The sequence below is a fragment of the Seonamhaeicola sp. ML3 genome, from assembly GCF_023273855.1.
Taxonomy (GTDB): Bacteria; Bacteroidota; Bacteroidia; order Flavobacteriales; family Flavobacteriaceae; genus Seonamhaeicola.
Window position 1 is genome coordinate 1 of record NZ_CP096884.1, and the last position, 18,015, is coordinate 18,015.

The following is an 18,015-nucleotide window of genomic DNA, read 5'->3' on the forward strand; positions in this document are numbered from 1 at the left end:
ATGAGTAGAACTGCGCAATCGGTATGGAACAATTGTCTAAAATTCATACAAGATAATATTCAACCGCAAGCATATAAAACTTGGTTCGAACCAATAATAGCAGTAAAGCTCACTGAAAATGCCTTAAGCATTCAGGTACCTAGTAAATTCTTTTATGAATGGTTGGAGGAACATTATGTTAAAATCCTCAAAGTTGCATTAACCAAAGAATTAGGTGAAACCGCCAAATTAGTGTACATCATTAAAATGGAAAACACCTACGGTAACAAACAACCTTTTACAGAAAAAATCCCTAGTTCCAACAGAACCGCCGTTAAATCTCAAGAAGTTGATATTCCTTTAAATAATAAAAGCCCAGAATTAAGAAACCCTTTTGTTATTCCTGGCATTAGAAATGTAAAGGTAGAATCTCAACTTAATCCTAATTATAGTTTCGATAACTTTTTAGAAGGCGACTCCAACAGACTCGCCAGAAGTGCTGGGTTAGCAGTGGCTAATAAGCCTGGAGGAACATCTTTTAATCCGTTATTGATTTTTGGAGGTGTAGGTTTAGGAAAAACACATTTAGCCCATGCTATTGGTGTTGATATTAAAGACAAATATCCTGAAAAAACGGTTTTATATATTTCTGCGGAAAAATTTACGCAACAATACATAGAAGCCATAAAGAAGAATAACAGAAATGACTTTATTCATTTTTATCAGATAATTGATGTACTTATCATTGATGACGTTCAATTCCTATCTGGTAAATCTGGAACTCAAGATGTTTTCTTCCATATTTTCAACCATTTACATCAAAACGGAAAACAAGTTGTATTAACAAGTGATAAAGCACCTGTTGATATGCAAGATATAGAACAACGTTTATTATCCCGTTTTAAATGGGGGCTTTCTGCCGAATTGCAAACACCTGACTTTGAAACCAGAGTTTCAATTTTAAAGAATAAGCTTTATCGTGACGGTGTTGAAATGCCCGAAGAAATTATTGATTATGTTGCTAAAAACATCAAATCTAACGTTCGTGAGTTAGAAGGCGCCATTATTTCACTAATTGCTCAATCTTCTTTTAACAAAAAGGAAATCACCATTGACTTAGCACGAGTTATTGTTGAGAAATTTGTTAAAAACACCAAACGCGAAGTATCTATAGATTACATACAAAAAGTAGTGTCTGATTATTTCCAAATGGATATCGACACCCTTCAATCTAAGACCAGGAAACGCCACATCGTTCAGGCGCGTCAGCTAGCCATGTTCTTCGCCAAAAAGTTTACTAAAGCCTCATTAGCAAGCATAGGTTCACAAATTGGAAAACGAGATCATGCCACTGTACTGCATGCTTGCAAAACGGTTGACAACCTTTCTTCAACAGACAAGCAATTCAGAAAATACGTTGAAGATATTACCAAAAAACTTTCTGTTTAAAACTTAATTCAGATGACTAAAATACTAATGGTTTGTCTTGGCAATATTTGTCGTTCGCCATTAGCCGAGGGTATTCTTAAATCAAAACTTTCTAATAATTTCTTAGTCGATTCTGCAGGCACAGCCAATTATCATACTGGCAGCCAACCAGATCCTCGCTCTATAGCGGTTGCTAGAAAACATGGTTTAGAAATATCTCATTTAAAGGGAAGACAATTTACCGCAAATGATTTTGATACCTTCGATTACATTTATGCAATGGACCAATCCAACTATCTGAATGTAATTAGATTAGCTAGAAATGAAGACGACAGAAACAAAGTTGAAATGATTTTAAATCTAGTTCATCCTAATCAGGATTATGATGTCCCTGATCCTTATTACGGAGGAGACCAAGGTTTTGAAAATGTTTACCAAATGCTGGACGAAGCCTGTGATATTATTGCCGAAAGATTAAGCTAACCATGGATAACGAAAAAGGTAATCTATATTTAATTCCAACAACTTTAGGAGATAACGACCCTGTAGAAGTACTTCCAATATCAGTAAAAGAAACCATCGAAAAGTTAGACACTTTTATTGTTGAAAACGGAAAAACAGCCAGAAGGTTTATCAAAAAAATAGCGCCTAGCAAGCCGCAACCAAGTTTAAATCTTTTCATTTTAAACAAACACACAGAAACTACTGAGTTGCCCGGGTTTTTAGAACCCTGCCTAAACGGTAAAAACATTGGCCTATTATCTGAGGCGGGTTGCCCAGGTGTAGCCGATCCCGGAGCTGATGTTGTAAAAATTGCACACCAAAAGAATATAAAAGTTGTGCCGCTTGTCGGCCCCTCTTCTATTCTGCTTGCCCTTATGGGTTCTGGCATGAATGGGCAAAGCTTTGCATTTAACGGTTACCTTCCTATCGATAAAGGCGATAGAAAAAATGAATTACGACGATTGGAACGCTTGTCATTTGACCACAACCAATCTCAAATATTTATTGAAACACCATATCGAAACAACAAAATGTTAGAAGACATCACTTCGGTTTTGGGCGGAAATACTGATGTCTGTGTGGCTTGTGATATTACATTACCTTCAGAATTCATTAAAACGAAATCCGTGAGCCTATGGAAAAAAAATATGGTAGACCTACATAAAAGACCTACCATATTTATTATTCATAAAAGCTAATAATCTAGAAACTATATAGCTTTTGCTTTTTTGTTTGGTTTGATAAAAGAAGTATCATATCCAGAAAAACGTTTCATGTATGTGTAGACTGTTGTACCGAATCCGTCGGCAAAATTATCCAGTCCGTAACTTCTCAAATACTTTTTTACACTTCCAGGTCCAGCCAAATGCGCTGCTGCTAAAATCCCAGATTCCGTGACTAAAACACCATTAATTCGTTTACCAACAAAATTTCTGATGTCTCGTCTCAAAATCCACTTGTTTCTTTCAGCATTTGCAATAAAAGCCTTTTCCTGAAGTTTAGGATCATTTAAAAACTCTGTCGGATTGTTAATCCCGATAAGCTTTAAAGTTCCCGCACCAAATTGGTACTTACCCAAATACCCAAAGGTATTTACACAAGCATAATCCCCTCTTGATTCCTTAAAAGCCACCGCTTCTTTAAAACCAACAAAAGATTTACCTAAATAAGGAGTGAAAACTTCATTAGATGCTATAAGACCCCTGTCTCTAACATCGTCTGGATTTACAGTGTAGTTCAAATCCAGTCCCTTTGTAGAATACTTACTCAGGTCTACATTTTCATTTGATGAAAACGAAACATACAATAAAATACCTATTGTAAGCCCGAGGGTAAAATATCTTGCAATATTTCTTACCATAATTCTAAATTTTTCAGCATACTTTTTTCAAAAACCATGCCTTGAAATTTGAGCGTGCAAAATTATAAAAAAAATAAATAACTTCAAAACTATTCGACCAAATAATTATTTTAGTAGTAGAATAGATGAAATACACTTCTTTTTTTACCAAATTCCAATGTTGGAAATGGTACTTTTATCATATTGACAACGCTAAAAACGGTCCTTAAAAGGGAGGATTTGGTATTAATCTTATTCAAATTTACATCAAAACTAAGATAGAATTGGCGGTTGGAAGAAATACTTGTTAACAACTGATTGTCAACATCTTCAATATCACCCAAAACACCTTCTGCACCATAGCCAAAGGCTATATTAAGCCATTTAGGGACTTTACTGGTTTTAAAGAATGCGTGTATATTAAAACTTAGCCAGTATGTTTGTCCGTTATAATCCTTTAAAGCCTCCTCTAAAAAGCCTTTCCCCAACTTGTTTGGGTTTAATGCAGCATATTTAGTTTGACGAAAAGAGTATTTAAGGTTAATGCGCTGCTCATTCCAAAGTAATTCTTGACCGACATAGAGTCCTGTACCTGCGGCATTGGCTGTAATATCGCCCCAAGAAAAGCCCCACTCTTTAGAAAAACCATCCAACACTTCAATAGCAGTTAAAAAACCAAAACCTAAAGTGGCACCATATAATAATTGGTCTTTTTTACTAACACCGCTCCAATTCAACACATTTGCCCCAACTCTACCTAATTGATACGATGAAAAAACATGCCCCATTTTATCCATTTGTAACCAATCGCCATTATCGTTAATGGTATGAAACTTAGAGCGCTCAAAATCAGCATACCACACTTCATTTAAGCCTAATAAAGTTATACTAGCTAAAGCAGCTTCAGATATTACGACCGTATTTCGCCTTGGTATATTTAAAGTATCAGTAGGAGTTAAAAACCTATTAAATTTTGATTGTGCTAATGAAGAAACTGATATTAAAACTAAAACCAGAAAATATTTAGCTTTATCAATGTCCACTATTTATAGATTCCTTTTGAAGATAAGTACTTTTGGTAAGCTCTTGCATTGGCATTATGTTGCGACAAAGTCTTAGCAAACTTATGAAACCCAACATGTTTTGGATCGGCTGCAAAATATAGGTATTTATGCTTTTCATAATTCAAAACGGCGTCAATTGCCGATAAATCTGGCATAGCCACTAATCCTGGAGGCAATCCGGTATTCTTATAGGTGTTATAAGGAGATTTTATGTCTTTATGTACATTTAAAACACGTTTAATAACCGTATTCTTGTATTTCGGCAATTGATAAGCTGCAAACTTAAGGGTAGGATCTGCCTGTAAAGGCATGCCTATTTTCAACCTATTTAAATAAACACCCGCAATTCGTGGCTGTTCCTTAGGCTCCTTAGATTCTTCATAAACAATAGATGCCAAAGTAATAACTTCGTCTTTAGACAAACCAATCCTTTTAGCTTTCTCAACTCTAGTTTTATTCCAATAGCGATTGTACTCAGAAAGCATCTTATCCCTAAACTTTTCTGCCGAGGTATTCCAGAAAAACTCATAGCTATTAGGCAAATACATACCCAGAGCTGTTTCAGCTTTAAAACTGTTCTTATCATAGAAAGCCTGATCCTTCATCGCATTTACTAAAGAGGTACTATCTGCTTCTATTTGCTTAGCTATTCTACCAGCAAGCTTCTCCAAAGAATTCTGATTGTTAAAAGACACTTTAACTGGAATATTTTTACTCCTTATAGAGTTAATGATATCATTATTACTCATGCCCTTTTTAATCGCGAATTTGCCAGCCTTAATATTGTTGACATATTTCTTTTGGTTGGCCAAGGCATCAAACTTATCTATATCCTTTAACAAAGGTTCCAATTGGCTTCTTACATCCTTGTAAGTGTCTGTAGACTTGATATAAATATAGGCTTCTTCATTATTAAATGCTGTATTGGGAGTCATCATAGCCGAATATACATAGTATGCAAAATAACCCGCTGCTACTAACCCGATTAACGCTATGGCCCAAAGTATTTTTTTAATATACATTCTATCTGTTGATTAACTGAAATAATAGTTCATTTTTGTAGGTGTTATTTACTAAGTTCCAGTCTTTTTTAACACCAACTTCTTCAAAACCTTGTTTTTTGAACATACTAATACTAACGTGGTTATCTTCTGAAATATTACAGTACAACTGATGCAAACTTAGGTGATTAAAACAATAATCTATCAACAATCTTAAGGCCTCAGAACCGTAGCCTTTACCTCTATTTTCCTCGTCTTTAACCAAAACACCTATACCAGCTCTTCTGTTTTTAAAATCGAAATCGAAAATATCAATCATTCCCAAAGGCTTGGAATCATAACTGGAAATAACCAATCTCAATTGCTTAACCTCATAAATATCCTTATGGGCATTTTCTATGTACTCTTTTATCAAATACTTTGAAAAAGGACTTATGGTATTGCTTAATCCCCATACAGATTCGTCATTTTCTACGGCATGCACAAACTCCAAATCTTCAGGCTCTAGAGCACGTAAGTAGATATGTTCTCCTTTAAGGGTAATCATATGGTTCCTTTGAATACAAATTTTGCAGGACCAACAAGCCATACATTTTTGTAGGTTCCGTTTTCTTCCTCGAAAGAGACTTTTAATTCACCCCCTTCTACATTTAGATTTATTAAGTTATCATGAGTTTGCTTTGTAGCATGCATAGCTATGGCTACTGCAGTAACACCCGTACCACAAGATAAGGTTTCATCTTCAACACCACGCTCATAAGTTCTAACCCTGTAAGTGTTATCATTTAACTTTTTTACAAAATTAACGTTACTACCAGCCTCATTATAAGGGGCTCCATATCGTATGTTGGCGCCTAAGGTTTTTATGTCGAAATCTTCTATTTGCTCTTCAAATTGTACATGGTGAGGCGACCCTGTATCCAAGAATACATGACTGTCATGTTTTTCTACAGTATTAACATCCACCATCTGAAGTTTTACGATATCTCCATCGATAGACGCATGATGAAGCCCATCTATAGCCTCGAAAAGAGCTGTATTTGTAATGACTCCCAAATCTCTGGCAAAGGCCACTAAACAGCGTCCGCCATTACCACACATAGTACTTTCATTACCATCAGAATTGTAATAGACCATCTTAAAATCGCAGGTTTCGTGATGTTCTAAAAGTATTAATCCGTCTGCTCCTATGCCAAAACGTCGGTCGCATAAAAAAGCAACCTGTTTGGTATCGTTTTTGTCGAATGTTAGTTGACGATTGTCAATCATGACAAAATCGTTTCCCGTTCCTTGATATTTATAAAAAACTTGCTCCATAATATGGGGTAAAGATATGAATATTAAATAGTTTTTTCGGTTGTTAAACCAGCGTTAAAATTGTCGTAAAAAACCGTTAAAACTAAAAACCAAATTCAATAAATATTTAATTTTAATCGTTCAACAAATTAAACTTAATACTGAAAATTATGAAGAAGATTCTATCGTTAGTACTGATTTCGGCCTTAGGTGGCGTTTTAACACTTGGAGGCTACAAATTATTCCTAGAAAAAGAAAACACTGTTATTGTTGAAAATGCTCAGCAAACACCAACCTTTTTACCCACAAACACTATAAACACATTGTTTAATGCTACAGAAGCACCCAATTTCGTGCAAGCTGCAGAAAATACTGTAAATGCTGTAGTACATGTTAAAAACGTGTCTATGAGTAGCGGCCCCGTAACCTTTGAGGATTTATTTTGGGGAAGAAGTTCACAAAAACCGCAACTAGGAACAGGTTCTGGAGTTATTGTTAATAAAGATGGTTACATTATCACTAACAATCACGTTATCAAAAATGCGCAAAAACTTTCCGTTACACTTAATAATAACAAAACCTTTGAAGCAGAATTGATTGGTGCAGACCCCAAAACGGATATTGCACTTCTTAAAATTGAAGCCGATGAAGACCTTCCCTTCGTGACTTTTGGAGATTCTGATAATGCTAAGATTGGCGAATGGGTTTTAGCTGTTGGAAATCCTTTTAATCTAACCTCTACGGTTACAGCAGGAATTATAAGTGCTAAAGCAAGAGATTTGTCGGGAGTAAGCGCACAATCCTTTATTCAGACCGATGCGGCTGTAAATCCAGGAAATTCTGGAGGGGCCCTTGTCAACACCAACGGAGAATTAATTGGCATTAATACGGCTATTAGCTCTCAAACAGGTTCTTATATTGGGTACTCTTTTGCAGTACCTAGCAATATCGCTAAGAAGGTTATCGAAGACATTATGGAATATGGTAATGTTCAGAATGGTGTTTTAGGTATTACTGGAGGTACATTTACAAGTGAGTTTGCTGAAAAAGAAAATATAGATTATTCTGAAGGGGTTTACGTTACTGAAGTCATTAAAAACTCTGGAGCTGAAAAAGCAGGTATCAAGCCTAAAGATATCATAAAAAGGCTCGATAACATAGAGATTTCTAAGTTTGAAGATTTAAGTGGTTATATAAAAACCAAGCGTCCAAACGATGTGGTTAATGTTGAATTAGAAAGAGATGGAGAAATTAAAATATTCACTGTTACCCTTAGCAATACCAGTGCTTTTACAGTGAATTTCATTAAAATGGAGCTTCAAGATCTTTCAGATTCATTTAAAGAGGAACACGAAATCGAATACGGTGTATTGGTAAAAGAATCTAAAAACAAATGGTTGTATTCTAACTTAGGCATTTCCGAAGGTTATATCATTACCGGAATAAATGACCAAAAAATTGAAAGTATTGCTGATATATCTAAAATTAAAGAAGAGTATGGAGACGATATTCTAGACAATATCAAGAAACTGGAATACATTAACAGAAGGTTAGAAAAGAAAGAAGTTATTTTCAGATAAAGCTTTCTAAAAAACTTATTAAGCGATAACCTCTTTAAGTAAAATTAAAGGGGTTATTTTTTTAAATGTATTACAAAAAACATTTGAAATATTATTGTTTTGTCTTAACTTTAATACACAAACTAAACTATTTAAACCATGAATTTCAATAAAACCTACGAAAAGGAGCTTGCCTTTCAAGCAGACCGTAGAAGAGCTACGGTAGAGTTTATAAAAATTATAAGCGATTTGTGGTACGACAAATCAATTGAACTGGTACTTTTTAGAAATCAATTAATAGACCGCAATGTGAGTCAGATATTGAATTTACATGACTATGCGGGCAAGTTTGTCCAAAAACCTATTTCTATTTTCGATTCTGTTGAAATTGCTGGTGCGATTAAAGCTTTGGATATTCCCCCAGCTAAACTGGATATTGGTAAACTGACCTATGAATTTCATTCTAACGACAACAAACATGCTAACGCTACAGCTTTTGTAGCAAGAAAACTTAAAGGTGCCGATAAGGGTAATGGCATTAAGCCTAAAGATGTTATACTCTATGGATTTGGAAGAATTGGAAGATTGGTCGCCAGAGAGTTAATGGTTAGAACTGGAAAAGGCAATCAGTTGCGTTTGAGAGCTATTGTTACCAGGGGTGTTATCGACGAAACGGTGCTTAAAAAAAGAGCATCCCTGTTAAGCAATGATTCTGTTCATGGTGATTTTCCAGGTACCGTATCTGTAGATTTAAAAAACAGCGCTTTAATAATCAATGGAACAACTGTAAAAATAATATCGGCTAATGCGCCAGAAGATATAGATTATACACAATTCGATATAAAGAATGCGTTACTCATTGATAACACAGGTGCTTTCAGGGATAAAGAAGCTTTGAGTAGGCATTTAAAAGCTAAAGGCGTAAACAAGGTATTACTTACTGCCCCAGGTAAAGAAATCCCAAATATAGTTTATGGCGTTAACCACAAAGATTATGATCCAAAGAAAGTGGACATCTTTTCAGCAGCCTCTTGTACCACCAACGCCATTACAACAGTTTTAAAAGCTATAGAAGATTCTTTCGGAATTAAAAGTGGCCATTTAGAGACCATTCATGCCTACACAAACGACCAGAATTTAGTGGATAATATGCATAAAAAATACAGGCGCGGTCGTGCTGCAGCATTAAATATGGTTATTACTGAAACTGGAGCAGGGAAAGCTGTTGCTAAAGCACTACCTAGTTTAGAGGGCAAATTAACTTCTAATGCCATTAGAGTTCCTGTACCCAATGGCTCTTTGGCGATATTAAACCTAGAACTTGAAAATAAAACAAGCGTTGACGGCATAAACACTATTTTAAAGAAATATGCTTTGGAAGGTGATTTGGTAGAACAAATAAAATATGAAATTAGCGATGAATTGGTGTCTAGTGATATCGTTGGTAGTTCTGCGCCCTCAATTTATGATAGTAAAGCTACTATAGTGCGTCCTGATGGAAAAAACGCCATTTTATACATTTGGTACGACAATGAATATGGTTATAGCAACCAAGTTATCAGATTGGCAAAATATATTGCTCAAGTGCGTCGTTATACCTATTATTAAAAAAAGTGCATCCAAAATCCAGACTCTTTCGTATATAGTTCTAGTGAAAAAAATCCTTTTGCTCCTTGTGAATATGAACATACTCAAAACCTGATTTTAACTTTCAAAATCAAAATGTTTTGTTTTTGCGGAATGTGAAATAAAAGGATTTCTTTTAAAACACGCCTTATAAATATAAATTTATAACTTAGTGCCGACCAAATACAACCCAAAAAAACCAAAAGCAATGAATCCCTTAAAGCAATCTACCTCTATTTTTCTCTTTTTCTTAATTTCCTTTTCTTACTTAAATGCACAAGATAACATTCAATCTCAAAGCATTAACGACGGTTCGATAAATGATAAATTTGAATTCGTACTAAGAAAATCTGGGAATTTTAAAGGTACCAACGGACAGGCTTACGAAGCTGTAAAACGTAGTATGTTTTTAAGCTTACAGCAACACACAAAAGACTCTATTAACACTCTAAAAAGTAAATTGTCTAATGCGAATTCTACAATTTCTAATCAAACTCAAGAAATATCTGAGCTAAAATCGAAACTCACAAATACCCAAAGTAGTTTAGACAAAACTAACCTTGAAAAAGACAGTATGGCGCTTTTTGGAATACAAATGAGTAAAGGTGGTTATAATTCACTTATGTGGATAATTATTGCTGGCTTGTTGGCGCTTTTAATTCTATTTATTTATAAATTCAAAAACAGTAATGCAGTAACCAAACAGGCTAAACAAAACCTTGCCGAAATAGAGGAAGAATTCGATGAGCACAGAAGAGTAGCTTTAGAACGCGAGCAAAAAGTAAGACGCCAATTACAAGATGAGATTAATAAACAAAAAGGAGCTCAATAATCCTTTTCAGGGTTTTATAAAAAACACAAAAGCTGCAATTAAAAATTGCAGCTTTTGTGTTTACTAAAATCAAATACTAATATTAATCGACAGATTTAACAAACTCTAACTTTTATTCATTACCTAAATAGCTATTCACTGCCGAGTTTCTTAGAGCAACATGCGAGTTTAGCGTATTTACAGCATTTTGAAAATCTGAACTAGTTTCTATAAACGTGTAGCCACTAATTTCTGAGTTAGCATATGGTTCAAGTAATGATGAATAATACGCATATTGGGATTGGATATTACTTACACTAAAGACATTAGCAACTACCTGCTCTACATAAGTATCATACTTCGCTTTATAAACATCATCTTCATACAGGTACCCTATTAGCGGCCAACTGCTACCACTCAATTCTGAAAAATCTAACGATAAGGCTCCTCCCCTCTTTCCATCTTGTAATGCCTCATTATTATCCCAAGGAATCCATGTTAACTTGTTATTATCTGGATTGCTATACAAGTAATAATTATGAGTCATCCTACCATAAGTATCCCAATTTTGAATAACGGTATTTACGGCTAAATATTTAAGAAAGACATCCGTATCAAAAACAGCTTCAAGATTTGTTCTCCATGTTTCAGGGGCAGAGGTTCTTGTATTATCATGTAAAATCAAAAGTAAGTTTTGTACATCACTAAAATCTGCATCTTCCTCATTATTCTTTTTTTCATATTCGTCTACATCAAAAGTTCCATTAGCAAAACTTGCAGCATCACCATCTGGTTTATATAAATTTCCTTCATCACTTGAGAAGTTAGCATCTAATACGGTATTTTCAACGTCTTCAACCATGGTATAAACTCCAAAATAGGTCGGTCCATTACCATAATCTATATATACCGTATAAAACGCAGTATGTGAAGCTGCCAATCCAAAATTTCTGAATGTATCTCCAGCTACTTTTTCCCTCAACATGGATTTATCATCATAATTATTTTTGAGGTGTAATTTTTTAAACCCATAAAAACGTTGATTATCTATTTGCGGATAATCGTCCTCAAATTCATCAAAATCTAACTTAAAAGACAATTTTAAATTACCTCTTTGCCAAGTTGATTGTAAACTTGAATTCCCTTTAAACCGAACCCCAACACGATACCATTCCTTTCCATTATAAAAAACTTCTGCAGGAACAAACACCGGATCCTCATCGGTATCTATGAGTCCTCCTCCAGGCCCACCGCCCCCTGGGCCTCCTCCTCCAGGGCCTCCAGAACTTCCACCTGAACCAAAACTACCATAAGTATCGGTCATGTCATTCAACATAATTTGCCAACGCTCTTCCGTGAAGACTATATCTATTCGTTTTACCACATTATCTGCAAAAACTTCGCTAAAGTTAGGTTCTGCATCTTTACCATGTGTTTCGGTAGTCCAGTCTGTAACTTCAAAATCTGTATCATTATTTACAACCTCTTCCTGTTCTTTTTCTTCTTGTTCTTCGTCATCAATAAATTCAACAGAAACATCATCATTATTACATGCATACAAGGTTATTAATGTGGCACTAAAAATTAATGCTGTAAAAAGCATTCCTAGGGGTTTTCTCTTACTTTTCATGTTTATTGTTTTTAATTGTGTATGTATAATTTAAGCCTATAATCTTGGTTATTTCTGGAACAGAAACGTTTATTTCCTTTTCTATTCTATAGAATAGCCCAATGGTTCCAAATGATTTAAATTTGTATTCTGTTCCTAATGTTAACCGATACTTGCTAAACTCATTTTCCCGGTCTACACCAAAGCTCCTAAATATTTCTGCCGAAAATTTGGGGTCTAATTTCCAATTGTTCACACCATACTCCAATGAAGTTTTAAATCGAAATTTCTGATTAGCGTAATCACCTTCTGAAGTACTTATACCTAATTCATTTTTGTTTTGATAACGTAGCCTATATTTAAGTGATAAATCGTTTATTTTATGTTTGTAGGAGGCATCTAGATTAAATCTAAAATGATTTTCATAGCCTTGGATTTTCCCAACATTATCGTTTTCTTTTATATAACGAAATCCTGCCCCAAGCTTAAAACCCCTAAAAACAGTATATGAAGTACCGAAATCGGAAAAGTACTCACTAACCTCGGTTATATACTCTTTCATTCTAAGTTGCCCCTCTAGATTGAAAGCCCATTTTTTGTTGAGCTTAAACTTTAAATTGATTCCCGTCCAACTCTCTAAATCCCTAGTATCCTGGTTTTGAGAAAAAGCTAAAGATGTAAAAAGCAATGAAGCCATAACCATTAATAGGCACAAATGTTTTCTTCTTTTGTAAAACATAACTTATATAGCTTTAGTTATTATTTTTAAAATAAAATATGGTTACTTCTGCTGTGTCTTTTAAAAAGTCTACATTGCCAATGGTAATCTTATTGATACTTAAGCCGGTTCTATTCTCCAAATCGCTTTTTAGACTCTCATAGTTTTCGGGTTTTATATTTTCTATGTTTTCATAAATGACAGATTTAGATTCTTCTTGCTTTAGAGCCCAGTATTTTTCAATTGCTACTAGCACTGTAATTACCAATATATTGGCTGCAAAAATTTCTGCATAGCTCATTTTTTTATTTGCCAATGCATTAATTACCGATACACCTATGACAACAAACAGATAGGTCATTTCCTTAATATCAACAGGGTCGGTACGGTAACGAATTATTCCGAAAATGGCGAACAACCCTAGTGCCATTCCTATGTCTAATTCATATTTTTTAAGTGTAAAGCACAAGAAAAATACAATAACACTTATAAGATAGTATGTAAACACATAGTCTTTGCGTTTGGAAACAGGATAGTATATAAACCTTATGATAAACGTTAAAAACGTAAAGTTTATAATGAACCTAAACATCATTTTAAAAAAGTCGTCATCAAAGATGGGGATCTCTAAAAATTCCATAGATATTATGCTATTAATTTGTTTATTCTTATTAGTTTTTCCTTAAATCTATTGTACTTTAATTCATTATAAATACTAATCATTCCAATACAATACTTACTAAACTTATAAGGGTTGATTTGTTTTAATTTTAATTGTTTTACCACAGAAGAACTTCTATTAAAACGTTCTTGTTTCACTTCAATAATCACTAAATTATTATAGGTTTTAAAAGAATTATTTACCTTAAAAGATAGATTTAGATCAATTGTTAATCGTTCTTTTGAATTTCTATTGATTAATGTAATTCTATTGAAGTCGTTCCAGATTACAGGTTCTAAATCAAAGTTTTTTTTGGTTGTATCTTGAATAAAATCTAATGCGGTATTGGATAAATTCGTTTCAAAATCATTAATAGGTATTCTCGTTTTTATAGTCTTACCTCTTCCGTCTTTTTGTTTAACCTCTAAAAAACATAAATCTGTTTCTACATACTTACGCATTCTAATCTTAGTTCTATTAACTTTTTGATTATGATGGTCATTATAAAATTTCTTTGAGGGAGTATCAAAATACAATGAAGAATAGGTTAGCACTCTATGTCCTTTGATATCCAGTATTCTGTAATTATCTTTAATACTTAATAGAACATAGGCTAAATCCTTCTCATGAATTACGAATTTGGTATCTGTTCTTCTCATTAAAGACACCGTTTCCATCTCTTCTAATGAAATAGGTTTTAAATTATCTATAATATTTACTAATTCTTGTTTCATAACCTTGATAAATCCCTCTACTTAAATATGGGTTGAGATTGTTTTACATCTTTACTGGATTGATTTTTAACAATAACAGATAGAGAATCTTTAAATCTTACTTGATTTAACCGATTAATTTTTTAATAGAATTTTTAAAAACCAACTAAAAACATCACTTATGGGCACAACTTAAAAATGACAACTTTCATTCTATTTATTTTTGGTATTTAGACTCCGAATTTATTTTTTGGTTCAATGTGCAATAGTGGTTATCTGTGAATGACTACTCCTTTTCTGTGAACCCTACTTTTTGTTCAGTTATTGGTTTTATTCATACACCTTTTTAGCTCGTTTTCAAATAATTGTTGATTTATTTTTCCGTTACTTTGTGATATGAACAAACTTAAAAGGCTAGTTGTTCAAGTTGTTTTGTGGCTGGCCATAGGCATAATAATTTGGTTGTATCAAGAAAAACCAACAGAAGCACTTAAAGAGAATTTAGTCATTCTCTTCTTTCAATTTTTTCTTATTAGTAGTTTAATCTTTTATGCATCATCAAACTTTTTACAAAAGAAGAAATATGTAGTTTTCTCAGTTTTTTCAATAATGCTTTTGTTTTTTTCAGCCTGGGTATTGTCTTCTGTTTATCCAATGATTACAGTAAGGCCTCACCACGTTAATCTCCCAGAATTTGGCCCACCTCCACCTCCAAGGATGAAAAGACCCCCTTCTCATTTCCTACTTCATACCTTAATTTTAATCATAACTTATACTTCTTCTACTATTATTGAAGTATTCAATTATTTAATTAAAAGAGAAAAAGAGGTCATATTAGCTAAAAACGCTAATCTGCAAAATGAACTAAAACTATTGAAATCACAGATTAACCCTCATTTTCTATTTAATGCTTTAAATAATATTTATGCACTTTCTACCATAGATTCCAACAAAACACAACAAAGTATTAGCTATTTGTCAGACATGCTACGCTATGTGCTGTACGAATGCGAGAACGAACTTGTTCCTATTAAAAAAGAGATAGAGTATATTGAGAATTACTTAAAACTATTTGCTTTAAAGAGCAGTAAAACCTATCCAATAAAAACCAAATTCCATATAGAAAATAATTTAACCATTGCCCCTATGTTATTTATTCCTTTTATTGAAAATGCCCTAAAACATGGTAATATTGAAAAAATGAAGGAATCATTTATCAACATTAATATTGTTACTAAAAAAAATAATATAATTTTTGAAGTTGAAAATAGCATCCCTAAAACAGATATTAATAAGGATGACATGGGTGGTATTGGTATAGAAAACGTGAAAAAACGATTAGCAATATTGTATCCTCAAAAACATAATCTTTTAATTTCTCAAAATAAACATAGCTTTAAAGTTCAACTAAACCTTGACCTTACATGAAATATTTAAAATGCTTAGTTGTTGATGATGAGGAATTAGCAAGGACTTTGCTAAAAACATACATTGATAAAATAGATTTTTTAGAATTGGTTGACTCCTTTGAAAACCCTGTTGAAGCTTTTTCTGTGTTAAAGGAAAAATCTATTGATATTATCTTTTTAGATATTCAAATGCCAGAATTAAAAGGTACAGATTTTGCTAAAATGATAAACCCTGAAACCAAAATTATTTTCACAACAGCCTATTCTGAATATGCCTTGGAAGGTTTTGATTTAAATGCCCTGGATTATCTATTAAAACCTATAACGTTTCAACGCTTTTTACAAGCTGTAAACAAAATAAAACCTGAGATTATTAATTCAGAAGATTACATTACCATTAAATCTGGTTACGATTTACATAAACTAAAATATACAGATATACTTTTTATTGAAAGTGATAATGAATATGTGGTGTTTAATACTTCTGAAAGAAAAATCATGAGCCATCAAACATTAAAATCTTTAGAAGAAAGCTTACCTGAATCCATGTTTATGCGTGTGCATCGTTCGTACATAGTAAACAAGGAAAAAGTAGCTGCTTTAAAAGGAAAAAACTTAGTGGTTACAAACACGAAAATACCAATAAGTGATAGCTACTATGACAAGGTAAAAAAAAACCTGTTTTAAAAACAAAGGCCTAAATTTAAAATCAGGCCTTTATTTACTTCTTTATATCTAACCTACCTAGAATAATTAGGCGATTCTTTAGTTATGGTAACATCATGCGGATGACTTTCATTAATACCACTGGCTGTGATTTTAACAAATTGACCATTCTCTTTTAAATCTTCAATATCCTTGGCGCCACAGTATCCCATTCCGGCACGTAATCCACCAACAAATTGATGAATACTTTCAAATAACTCACCTTTGTATGGCACTCTACCTACTATTCCCTCTGGAACTAATTTTTTAATATCATCTTCAACATCTTGGAAATATCTGTCTTTACTTCCTTTCTTCATAGCTTCAACAGACCCCATACCACGGTAGGACTTAAATTTTCTTCCTTCGTAAATAATAGTTTCTCCCGGAGATTCTTTGGTTCCCGCCAATAACGAGCCTAACATCACTGTATCTGCACCTGCTGCAATCGCCTTAGGTATATCGCCTGTGTAACGAATACCACCATCTGCAATGACAGGAACACCACTTCCTTTAATAGCTGCGGCAACTTCCAAAACGGCAGAAAACTGAGGAAAACCAACACCTGCAACCACACGTGTAGTACAGATAGACCCTGGACCAATTCCTACTTTAACCGCATCTGCTCCTGCTTCAACTAAATACTTGGCTGCAGCACCAGTAGCGATATTTCCAACTACGACATCTAAATCAGGGAACTTAGATTTCACCTCTTTGAGTACATGAACAACTCCTTTGGTATGTCCATGAGCAGTATCGATAACAACAGCATCAACACCAGCTTTTACTAGAGCTTCGGCACGTTCTACAGCATCACCTGTAACACCTAAAGCTGCGGCAACGCGTAAACGTCCGTACTTATCTTTATTGGCTATAGGTTTCTGATTTAACTTGGTTATATCTCTAAAAGTTATTAATCCCGATAACTTATAATTATCGTCTACAATTAATAATTTCTCAATTTTATGCTTTTGAAGAATAATTTCAGCATCTTTTAATGAAGTTCCCACAGAGGAAGTCACTAAGTTTTCACTAGTCATTACTTCTACGATAGGTTTTTTATTATCGTGCTCAAAACGCAAATCCCTATTGGTAACAATACCTTTTAACTTCCCTGCTTCATCTACGATAGGAATACCACCAATACTGTGTTCTGCCATAGCACGCTTAGCGTCTTTAACAACAGCTGTTAATGGTAATGTTACGGGATCGATGATCATACCGCTCTCGGCACGTTTAACACGTCTTACCTTATCGGCTTGAGCCTCGATGGTCATATTCTTATGAAGTACACCAATACCACCTTCTTGAGCCATGGCAATAGCCATTTTGCTCTCGGTAACCGTATCCATAGCCGCAGAAATAATAGGCACGTTTATGGTTATATTACGTGTGAACTTGGTTTGGATGTTTACTTCTCTTGGAAGTACTTCAGAAAATGCTGGAACTAAGAGTACGTCATCATAAGTTAGACCTTCCCCTAAAATCTTGTTTTCGTGTGCAGTCATGTGCAATTACATTAATAATTGCGTGCAAATATACGATTTAAAAATGAAATAAATCTTCAAAAACATGTTAAGAATAAGTGGAGAA

Annotated in this window: 18 protein-coding genes; 8 read left to right on the forward strand and 10 right to left on the reverse strand. The window is 33.8% G+C overall.

Annotated elements, in window-relative coordinates; translation table 11 throughout:
* The 3 genes from dnaA to M0214_RS00015 are packed head-to-tail and all read left to right on the forward strand — an operon-like array spanning window position 1 to window position 2,609.
* Window positions 1-1,428 carry a chromosomal replication initiator protein DnaA gene (dnaA, locus tag M0214_RS00005; protein WP_248723428.1) on the forward strand — a complete coding sequence of 476 codons (1,428 nt, stop codon included), beginning with the start codon at window positions 1-3 and terminating at the stop codon, window positions 1,426-1,428.
* A 12-nt stretch (window positions 1,429-1,440) separates the two neighbouring features.
* Entirely contained in the window at window positions 1,441-1,890 is a 450-nt protein-coding gene (locus tag M0214_RS00010) for a low molecular weight protein-tyrosine-phosphatase (RefSeq protein ID WP_248723429.1), read from the forward strand.
* 2 nt (window positions 1,891-1,892) lie between these two features.
* Window positions 1,893-2,609: an SAM-dependent methyltransferase gene (locus M0214_RS00015; RefSeq protein ID WP_248723430.1), complete on the forward strand. Its 717-nt coding sequence runs from the start codon at window positions 1,893-1,895 to the stop codon at window positions 2,607-2,609.
* 11 nt (window positions 2,610-2,620) lie between these two features.
* Here the strand turns inward: M0214_RS00015 and M0214_RS00020 are convergent, their stop codons facing one another.
* From M0214_RS00020 to dapF, 5 genes are all read right to left on the reverse strand, one after another.
* Window positions 2,621-3,271, reverse strand: coding sequence for a peptidoglycan-binding protein LysM (locus tag M0214_RS00020; protein ID WP_248723431.1), 651 nt, complete (start codon window positions 3,269-3,271; stop codon window positions 2,621-2,623).
* A gap of 110 nt (window positions 3,272-3,381) precedes the next feature.
* Window positions 3,382-4,293 carry a DUF2279 domain-containing protein gene (locus M0214_RS00025; RefSeq protein WP_248723432.1) on the reverse strand — a complete coding sequence of 304 codons (912 nt, stop codon included), beginning with the start codon at window positions 4,291-4,293 and terminating at the stop codon, window positions 3,382-3,384.
* Entirely contained in the window at window positions 4,293-5,336 is a 1,044-nt protein-coding gene (gene mltG / locus M0214_RS00030; RefSeq protein ID WP_248723433.1) for an endolytic transglycosylase MltG, read from the reverse strand. Before mltG ends, M0214_RS00025 begins: the two co-directional genes overlap by 1 nt.
* Window position 5,337: 1 nt before the next feature.
* On the reverse strand, window positions 5,338-5,862 hold the full coding sequence (locus M0214_RS00035) for a GNAT family N-acetyltransferase (protein ID WP_248723434.1): 525 nt from the start codon (window positions 5,860-5,862) through the stop codon (window positions 5,338-5,340).
* Window positions 5,859-6,632 (reverse strand): diaminopimelate epimerase, encoded by a 774-nt coding sequence (gene dapF, locus M0214_RS00040; protein ID WP_248723435.1) that lies wholly within the window; start codon window positions 6,630-6,632, stop codon window positions 5,859-5,861. The genes M0214_RS00035 and dapF overlap by 4 nt, the downstream gene beginning before the upstream one ends.
* 149 nt (window positions 6,633-6,781) lie before the next feature.
* Between dapF and M0214_RS00045 the strand changes: the two genes are divergently transcribed.
* The 3 genes from M0214_RS00045 (at window position 6,782) to M0214_RS00055 (ending at window position 10,628) form a co-directional block, all read left to right on the forward strand.
* Complete coding sequence (locus M0214_RS00045; RefSeq protein WP_248723436.1) at window positions 6,782-8,191, forward strand: trypsin-like peptidase domain-containing protein; 1,410 nt, start codon at window positions 6,782-6,784, stop codon at window positions 8,189-8,191.
* A 138-nt stretch (window positions 8,192-8,329) separates the two neighbouring features.
* Window positions 8,330-9,778 carry a glyceraldehyde-3-phosphate dehydrogenase gene (locus M0214_RS00050; protein WP_248723437.1) on the forward strand — a complete coding sequence of 483 codons (1,449 nt, stop codon included), beginning with the start codon at window positions 8,330-8,332 and terminating at the stop codon, window positions 9,776-9,778.
* 226 nt (window positions 9,779-10,004) lie between these two features.
* The gene (locus M0214_RS00055) at window positions 10,005-10,628 is read left to right on the forward strand and encodes a tRNA (guanine-N1)-methyltransferase (RefSeq protein WP_248723438.1); all 624 of its coding nucleotides are present in this window, start codon (window positions 10,005-10,007) and stop codon (window positions 10,626-10,628) included.
* A 112-nt stretch (window positions 10,629-10,740) separates the two neighbouring features.
* Here M0214_RS00055 and M0214_RS00060 read toward each other — a convergent pair whose 3' ends face one another.
* The 4 genes from M0214_RS00060 to M0214_RS00075 are packed head-to-tail and all read right to left on the reverse strand — an operon-like array spanning window position 10,741 to window position 14,329.
* Window positions 10,741-12,237 carry a CotH kinase family protein gene (locus tag M0214_RS00060; RefSeq protein WP_248723439.1) on the reverse strand — a complete coding sequence of 499 codons (1,497 nt, stop codon included), beginning with the start codon at window positions 12,235-12,237 and terminating at the stop codon, window positions 10,741-10,743.
* A complete protein-coding gene (locus M0214_RS00065) occupies window positions 12,227-12,955 on the reverse strand; it encodes a DUF2490 domain-containing protein (protein WP_248723440.1) in 729 nt (242 codons plus the stop codon). Before M0214_RS00065 ends, M0214_RS00060 begins: the two co-directional genes overlap by 11 nt.
* Window positions 12,956-12,968: 13 nt before the next feature.
* Window positions 12,969-13,574 carry a DUF4956 domain-containing protein gene (locus tag M0214_RS00070; protein WP_248723441.1) on the reverse strand — a complete coding sequence of 202 codons (606 nt, stop codon included), beginning with the start codon at window positions 13,572-13,574 and terminating at the stop codon, window positions 12,969-12,971.
* 5 nt (window positions 13,575-13,579) lie between these two features.
* On the reverse strand, window positions 13,580-14,329 hold the full coding sequence (locus M0214_RS00075) for a polyphosphate polymerase domain-containing protein (protein WP_248723442.1): 750 nt from the start codon (window positions 14,327-14,329) through the stop codon (window positions 13,580-13,582).
* A 375-nt stretch (window positions 14,330-14,704) separates the two neighbouring features.
* Between M0214_RS00075 and M0214_RS00080 the strand changes: the two genes are divergently transcribed.
* Both M0214_RS00080 and M0214_RS00085 read left to right on the forward strand, forming a co-directional pair.
* Window positions 14,705-15,736: a sensor histidine kinase gene (locus M0214_RS00080; protein WP_248723443.1), complete on the forward strand. Its 1,032-nt coding sequence runs from the start codon at window positions 14,705-14,707 to the stop codon at window positions 15,734-15,736.
* A complete protein-coding gene (locus M0214_RS00085) occupies window positions 15,733-16,404 on the forward strand; it encodes a LytTR family DNA-binding domain-containing protein (RefSeq protein WP_248723444.1) in 672 nt (223 codons plus the stop codon). Before M0214_RS00080 ends, M0214_RS00085 begins: the two co-directional genes overlap by 4 nt.
* 53 nt (window positions 16,405-16,457) lie before the next feature.
* Here M0214_RS00085 and guaB read toward each other — a convergent pair whose 3' ends face one another.
* Complete coding sequence (gene guaB, locus M0214_RS00090) at window positions 16,458-17,930, reverse strand: IMP dehydrogenase (RefSeq protein WP_248723445.1); 1,473 nt, start codon at window positions 17,928-17,930, stop codon at window positions 16,458-16,460.
* Between the last annotated feature and the right edge of the window lie 85 nt (window positions 17,931-18,015).

What these genes read in the sequence shown, in the direction of transcription:
- M0214_RS00045 (WP_248723436.1), top strand. Translation starts at nt 6,782, where the DNA reads ATGAAGAAGATTCTATCGTTAGTACTGATTTCGGCCTTAGGTGGCGTT.
- M0214_RS00015 (WP_248723430.1), top strand. Translation starts at nt 1,893, where the DNA reads ATGGATAACGAAAAAGGTAATCTATATTTAATTCCAACAACTTTAGGA.
- M0214_RS00070 (WP_248723441.1), bottom strand. Translation starts at nt 13,574, where the DNA reads ATGGAATTTTTAGAGATCCCCATCTTTGATGACGACTTTTTTAAAATG.
- M0214_RS00055 (WP_248723438.1), top strand. Translation starts at nt 10,005, where the DNA reads ATGAATCCCTTAAAGCAATCTACCTCTATTTTTCTCTTTTTCTTAATT.
- M0214_RS00080 (WP_248723443.1), top strand. Translation starts at nt 14,705, where the DNA reads ATGAACAAACTTAAAAGGCTAGTTGTTCAAGTTGTTTTGTGGCTGGCC.
- M0214_RS00060 (WP_248723439.1), bottom strand. Translation starts at nt 12,237, where the DNA reads ATGAAAAGTAAGAGAAAACCCCTAGGAATGCTTTTTACAGCATTAATT.
- M0214_RS00010 (WP_248723429.1), top strand. Translation starts at nt 1,441, where the DNA reads ATGACTAAAATACTAATGGTTTGTCTTGGCAATATTTGTCGTTCGCCA.
- mltG (WP_248723433.1), bottom strand. Translation starts at nt 5,336, where the DNA reads ATGTATATTAAAAAAATACTTTGGGCCATAGCGTTAATCGGGTTAGTA.
- guaB (WP_248723445.1), bottom strand. Translation starts at nt 17,930, where the DNA reads ATGACTGCACACGAAAACAAGATTTTAGGGGAAGGTCTAACTTATGAT.
- M0214_RS00065 (WP_248723440.1), bottom strand. Translation starts at nt 12,955, where the DNA reads ATGTTTTACAAAAGAAGAAAACATTTGTGCCTATTAATGGTTATGGCT.
- M0214_RS00085 (WP_248723444.1), top strand. Translation starts at nt 15,733, where the DNA reads ATGAAATATTTAAAATGCTTAGTTGTTGATGATGAGGAATTAGCAAGG.
- M0214_RS00050 (WP_248723437.1), top strand. Translation starts at nt 8,330, where the DNA reads ATGAATTTCAATAAAACCTACGAAAAGGAGCTTGCCTTTCAAGCAGAC.
- M0214_RS00075 (WP_248723442.1), bottom strand. Translation starts at nt 14,329, where the DNA reads ATGAAACAAGAATTAGTAAATATTATAGATAATTTAAAACCTATTTCA.
- dapF (WP_248723435.1), bottom strand. Translation starts at nt 6,632, where the DNA reads ATGGAGCAAGTTTTTTATAAATATCAAGGAACGGGAAACGATTTTGTC.
- dnaA (WP_248723428.1), top strand. Translation starts at nt 1, where the DNA reads ATGAGTAGAACTGCGCAATCGGTATGGAACAATTGTCTAAAATTCATA.
- M0214_RS00035 (WP_248723434.1), bottom strand. Translation starts at nt 5,862, where the DNA reads ATGATTACCCTTAAAGGAGAACATATCTACTTACGTGCTCTAGAGCCT.
- M0214_RS00020 (WP_248723431.1), bottom strand. Translation starts at nt 3,271, where the DNA reads ATGGTAAGAAATATTGCAAGATATTTTACCCTCGGGCTTACAATAGGT.